The sequence below is a fragment of the Kitasatospora sp. NPDC001683 genome (genome assembly GCF_053596495.1).
Map to the genome: position 1 here is coordinate 1 of NZ_JBSFGK010000190.1, position 5,531 is coordinate 5,531.

4 protein-coding genes are annotated in these 5,531 nt (G+C 74.1%); all 4 read left to right on the forward strand.

Going from position 1 to position 5,531, the window contains the following annotated elements:
- On the forward strand, positions 1–1,226 hold a 1,226-nt coding region (locus tag ACWCYO_RS40075; protein ID WP_449786987.1), incomplete at its 5' end, for a FixH family protein.
- On the forward strand, positions 1,223–2,491 hold the full coding sequence (gene efeB / locus ACWCYO_RS40080; RefSeq protein WP_449786988.1) for an iron uptake transporter deferrochelatase/peroxidase subunit: 1,269 nt from the start codon (positions 1,223–1,225) through the stop codon (positions 2,489–2,491). The genes ACWCYO_RS40075 and efeB, both read left to right, overlap by 4 nt.
- Positions 2,492–2,664: 173 nt before the next feature.
- Complete coding sequence (pheA, locus tag ACWCYO_RS40085; protein WP_270145440.1) at positions 2,665–3,600, forward strand: prephenate dehydratase; 936 nt, start codon at positions 2,665–2,667, stop codon at positions 3,598–3,600.
- 529 nt (positions 3,601–4,129) lie between these two features.
- A complete protein-coding gene (gene serS / locus ACWCYO_RS40090) occupies positions 4,130–5,404 on the forward strand; it encodes a serine--tRNA ligase (protein WP_270145442.1) in 1,275 nt (424 codons plus the stop codon).
- The last annotated feature ends 127 nt before the right edge of the window (positions 5,405–5,531 follow it).

The window sequence follows — 5,531 nt, forward strand, 5'->3', positions numbered from 1 at the left end:
GGGCGCGCCCCCCGCCCCCCGCCGCCGCGGGCCCCACGGGGGGGCCCGGCGAGGCGGAAACCGCCGCGGCCGGAGCCGACGGGGCCGACGCCGCCGAGGCCGCCGAGCTGCGCGAGCTGGAGCAGCGGGCCGCCGAGCGGCCGCAGCGTGAGGCCCGGCTCGGCCTGGGCGTGGCCGGGCTGGTGCTGGCGGTGGCGTTCTCGGCGACCTGGGTGGGCGCCGACCACGCCTCGGTGGGCATCCAGGTCGGGCTGGCGCTGCCGTTCGGCATCCTGCACCTGATCGCGATGGCGCTCTGGCTGGGCGGCCTGGCCGCGTTGTCGGTCGCGCTGCGCGAGGGCGTCGGCGCCGAGGTGGTGGACCGTTTCTCCAAGATCGCCTTCGGTTCGGTGGCCGTGCTGGCCGCCACCGGGATCTACCAGTCCTGGCGGGGTCTGGGCAGCTGGGGCGCACTGACCGGCACCGAGTACGGGAAGCTGCTGCTGGTGAAGACCGGCTGCGTGGTCGTGATGCTGGGCGTCGCCTGGATGTCCCGCAGCTGGCTGGCCCGGCTGCGCTCGGCCCCCGCCGAGGCGGCCGAGGTCGAGCGGGCCGAGGTGCCCGAGCCGGTCGGCGCCGCGGCGCGCAGCGAGGACCCGGTCCGGCAGGCGCAGCTGGACCGTCAGCGGGCGGCCGTGGCGAGCGCCGGGCGCGAGCGCGGGCTGACCCCGACCCGGGCCGGGCTGCGCCGCTCGGTGCTGGTCGAGGCGCTGGTCGCGGTGGCGGTGCTGGTGGTCACCACGATGCTCACCAACTCCCCGCCCGGGCGGGTGGCGAGCGAGGTCCAGACGGGCGGGGCCACGGCGGGCACCGCCGCACCGGCCCCGCAGACCGAGCCGGGCCGCACGGTGGAGCTCAAGCTGCCGTACGACACCAAGGGCCGGACGCCGAACGCCAAGGGCACCGCGACCGTCACCCTCAACCCGGCCAGGAGCGGCCCGAACGAGGTCAAGCTCGCGCTGGACGACGCGGACGGCAAGCCGGTGGACGTCCCCGAGGTGCAGCTCGCCTTCACCCTGCCGGACCGCGACCTGGGCCCGCTGCCGGTCGCGCTCACCCCGGAGGGCACCGGCCGCTGGGGCGGCACCGCGCAGCTGCCGCTGGCCGGCAGCTGGGTGGTCTCGGTGCAGATCCGCTCCTCCGACATCGACCAGACCACCCCGACCCAGCAGTTCAAGATCGGGTGAGCGCGGTGCACGACGAGAAGAAGGGCCCGGCGGGCTTCACCCGGCGGGCGCTGCTCGGCACGGCCGGAGCCGGGCTGCTGGTCGGCGCCGGAGCGGGGGTGGCCGGGGCGGTCGCCTACGAGCGCCCGGCCGAGGGCTCGGCGACGGGCGGCGGCGGCGCGCTCGGCACCGGCCGGGTGCCGTTCCGCGGCGAGCACCAGGCCGGGATCCTCGAACCCCAGCAGGCCGGCGTCCGGCTGGCCGCCTTCGACCTGGCCGACGGGGCCGGCCGGGACGGGCTGCGCACCCTGCTGCAGCGCTGGACCAAGGCGGTGGACCGGCTGACCGCCGGGGAGCCGGCCGAGGAGTTCGACAACCAGGTCGCGCTGGACGCCGGGCCCTGCTCGCTCACCGTCACGCTCGGCTTCGGCGCCGCGCTGTTCGACAAGGCCGGGCTGGCCGACCGCCGCCCGGCGGCCCTCGAACCGCTGCCCGCCTTCCCCGGCGAGGCGCTCGACCCGGCGCGCGGCGAGGGCGACCTGTTCGTCCAGATCGGCGCCGACGACGCGCTGGTGGTGGCGCACGCCCTGCGGACGCTGCAGAAGCTGGCGGCCGGCACGGCGGCGCTGCGCTGGCAGTCGGCCGGCTTCGCCCGGACCCCGGGCGCGACCGCGCGACCGATGACCGGACGCAACCTGATGGGCCAGATCGACGGCACCAACAACCCGAAGCCGGGTCAGGACGGCTTCGCCGCCAAGGTGTTCTGCACCCCCGGCGGGGACCAGCCGGCCTGGCTGGCCGGGGGCTCGTACCTGGTGTTCCGGCGGATCCGGATGCTGCTGGACCACTGGGAGGAGCTGCCGGTGGAGCGCCAGGAGCGGGTGATCGGGCGGCGCAAGTCGGACGGCTCGCCGCTGAGCGCGCCGGCCGGGTCGGGCGAGGGCACCGCGGCGGACCTCTCCGTGCAGGGCCCGGACGGCGGGCCGGCGATCCCCTCCGACGCCCACATCCGGGTCGCCGCCCCGGCCGGCAACGGCGGGGCGGCGATGCTGCGGCGCGGCTTCTCGTACCACGACGGGGCGCTGCCGGACGGCTCGCCGGACGCCGGGCTGCTGTTCCTCGCCTTCCAGGCCGACCCGCGCAAGGGCTTCACCCCGGTGCAGCGCAAGCTCTCCCGGGGCGACGGGCTGTCCCGGTTCCTGCGGCACGAGGCGAGCGGGCTGTACGCCGTCCCGCCGGGGGCGCCGGCCGGAGGGTACCTCGGTCAGCAGCTGCTGGAGGAGTAGGGCCTGGCTCCTGGGTTTCGTCGGACCCGGCAAGGACCCGGGAGCCAGGCCCTCAGTTCGGGGAACTGCGGTCCCGGCCACTGGAACGCTTTCCTGCCGGGACCGCGGAATCGTTATGGTGACTGCTTCGGCACCACCCGCCCAGGCAGCACCCCATTCGCAACGGAGGCGTCATGTCGGCCACCCGCTACACCTACCTCGGCCCGGCCGGCACCTTCACCGAGGCGGCGCTGCACACGCTGCCCGAGGCGGCGACCCGGGAGCTGGTGCCGCTGTCCTCGGTGGCGCTGGCGTTGGACGCGGTGCGCGGCGGGGAGGCCGCCGGGGCGTTCGTGCCGATCGAGAACTCGGTCGAGGGCGCGGTCACCGCGACCAACGACGAACTGGCCGCCGGCGCGCCGCTGATGATCTACCGCGAGGTGCTGCTGCCGATCACCTTCGCGCTGCTGGTGCGGCCGGGCACCGAGCTGTCCGGGGTGAAGACGGTGACCAGCCACCCGGTGGCCCAGCCGCAGGTGCGCAAGTGGCTGGCGGCCAACCTGCCGGACGCCACCTGGGAGTCGGCCGCCTCCAACGCGGACGGCGCCCGGCTGGTCGCCGAGGGCCGGTACGACGGGGCGTTCGCGGGCGAGTTCGCGGCGCCGATCTACGGGCTGGACCCGCTGGTCAAGGAGATCGCGGACGCGCAGGGCGCGACCACCCGGTTCGTGCTGGTCGGCCGTCCGGGGCGGGTCTCCTCGCCGACCGGGGCGGACAAGACCTCGATGGTGGTCTGGCTGCCGGACGACCACCCGGGTGCGCTGCTGGAGCTGCTGCAGGAGTTCGCGGTGCGCGGGGTGAACCTGGTGCGGATCGAGTCCCGGCCGACCGGGGAGGGGCTGGGCAGCTACTGCTTCCTGATCGACTGCGAGGGGCACCTGTCCGAGCGGCGGGTGGCCGAGGCGATGATGGGCCTCAAGCGGATCTGCCCGCAGGTGCGGTTCCTCGGTTCCTATCCGCGCGCCGACCGGCAGGCCTCCAAGCACCGGCGGCCGGGGACCTCGGACGAGGATTTCGCGGCGGCGGCGGACTGGCTCTCCCGGGCGCTCGACGGGCGCGGGGACATCTGAGCGCCTTCTCCCGTCTTTCTGACCTTTTCCGACCGTTATCGACCGGGCCGATCAGGTGCGGCGGGTGACCGCACCGTCATCCACAGGAACGCCCGACTCCGGGAGCCGCTGTCCACAGGCTTCCCCGTCGTCCACTCGCTGTCCACAGCCGGAAGTTATCCACAGGCCTGGGGATGAGTCGACAAACCGGTATAGCCATTGCACAGAACTGGTCGGATCATCGGTTTGCGTCACAGAGATGACTAATCGGACCAGAGTCACCCGCTTGCCTGCAAATCACCTGTGCGAGTGGTTCAATTCCCTCGCCCGAGAAGGTTCATTGAGGTTTGAAGCCTCAATTCCCTGGTTTCGGTCAGCGGACGCCGATCCTCCTCCACCATCCACAGCCCCGGCCCCACGCCTGTGGATAACCCGCCCCCGGTCCGGGTGCGGCGCGTTCCCCACAGGAGTTATCCACAGGATTCGGTGAGTTATCCCCAGGGGAAAACCGGTACCGGTGGAGGAACGCCCGCCCGGTACGCTTGGCCCTGTGATTGACCTTCGCCTGCTCCGTGAGGACCCTGACCGAGTGCGCGCCTCGCAGCGCGTCCGTGGCGAGGACGTCGACGTGGTCGACGCCCTCCTCTCCGCCGACGAGCGGCGCCGGTCCTCGGGCAGCCGCTTCGACGAACTGCGCAACGAGCAGCGGGTGCTCGGCAAGCAGGTCGCCCAGGCCAAGGGCGAGGAGAAGACCGCCCTGCTGCAGCGCACCAAGGACCTGGCCGCCGAGGTCAAGGCCGCGGACGCCGAGCACAGCGCGGCCAAGGAGGAGGCGGACCGCCTGCTCCGCTCCCTGGCGAACCTCATCGACCCGGCCGCCCCGGTCGGCGGCGAGGAGGACTTCGTCACCCTGGAGGAGATCGGCACCCCGCGCGACTTCGCCGCCGAGGGCTTCGAGCCCCGCGACCACGTCGAGCTCGGCCAGCTGCTGGGCGCGATCGACACCGAGCGCGGCGCCAAGGTCGCCGGTGCCCGCTCCTACTACCTGACCGGTCCCGGCGCGCTGCTGGAGCTCGCCCTGGTCAACATGGCGATCGCCCAGGCCACCGCGGCCGGCTTCATCCCGATGATCACCCCGGCCCTGGTCCGCCCGGCCGCCATGGACGGCACCGGCTTCCTCGGCCAGGCCGCCGAGAACGTGTACCACCTCCCCGAGGAGGACCGGTACCTGGTCGGCACCAGCGAGGTCCCGCTCGCGGCGTACCACATGGACGAGATCATCGAGGCCGACAAGCTGCCGCTGCGCTACGCCGGCTACTCGTCCTGCTTCCGCCGCGAGGCCGGCACCTACGGCAAGGACACCCGCGGCATCATCCGCGTCCACCAGTTCGAGAAGGTGGAGATGTTCGTCTTCACCAGGCCCGAGGACGCGGAGAACGAGCACCGCCGCCTGCTCCAGTGGGAGAAGGACTTCCTCAACGCGCTGGAGCTGCCGTACCGGGTGATCGACGTCGCCTCCGGCGACCTCGGCTCCTCGGCCGCGCGCAAGTTCGACATCGAGGCCTGGATCCCCACCCAGGGCAAGTACCGCGAGGTCACCTCGACCTCCAACACCACCGAGTACCAGGCCCGCCGGCTGTCGATCCGGATGCGCGAGGAGGGCAAGACCCGCCCGCTCGCCACCCTGAACGGCACCCTGGTCGCCGTCCCGCGCACCATCGTGGCGATCCTGGAGAACCACCAGCAGGCCGACGGCTCGGTCGTCGTGCCCGAGGCGCTGCGCCCCTACCTCGGCGGGCGGGCCGTCCTCGAGCCGGTCAAGTGACCTCGGACGCACACCCGGTCGGGGGGGGGCGGGGCCGCCACCGCCGGGGGCCCGCGCGCCCGCCGCACCGGCCGACGCGGACCCGGCCGCCCAGGGCGGGGGGCCCCGCCCCCCCCCGCCCCCGGCC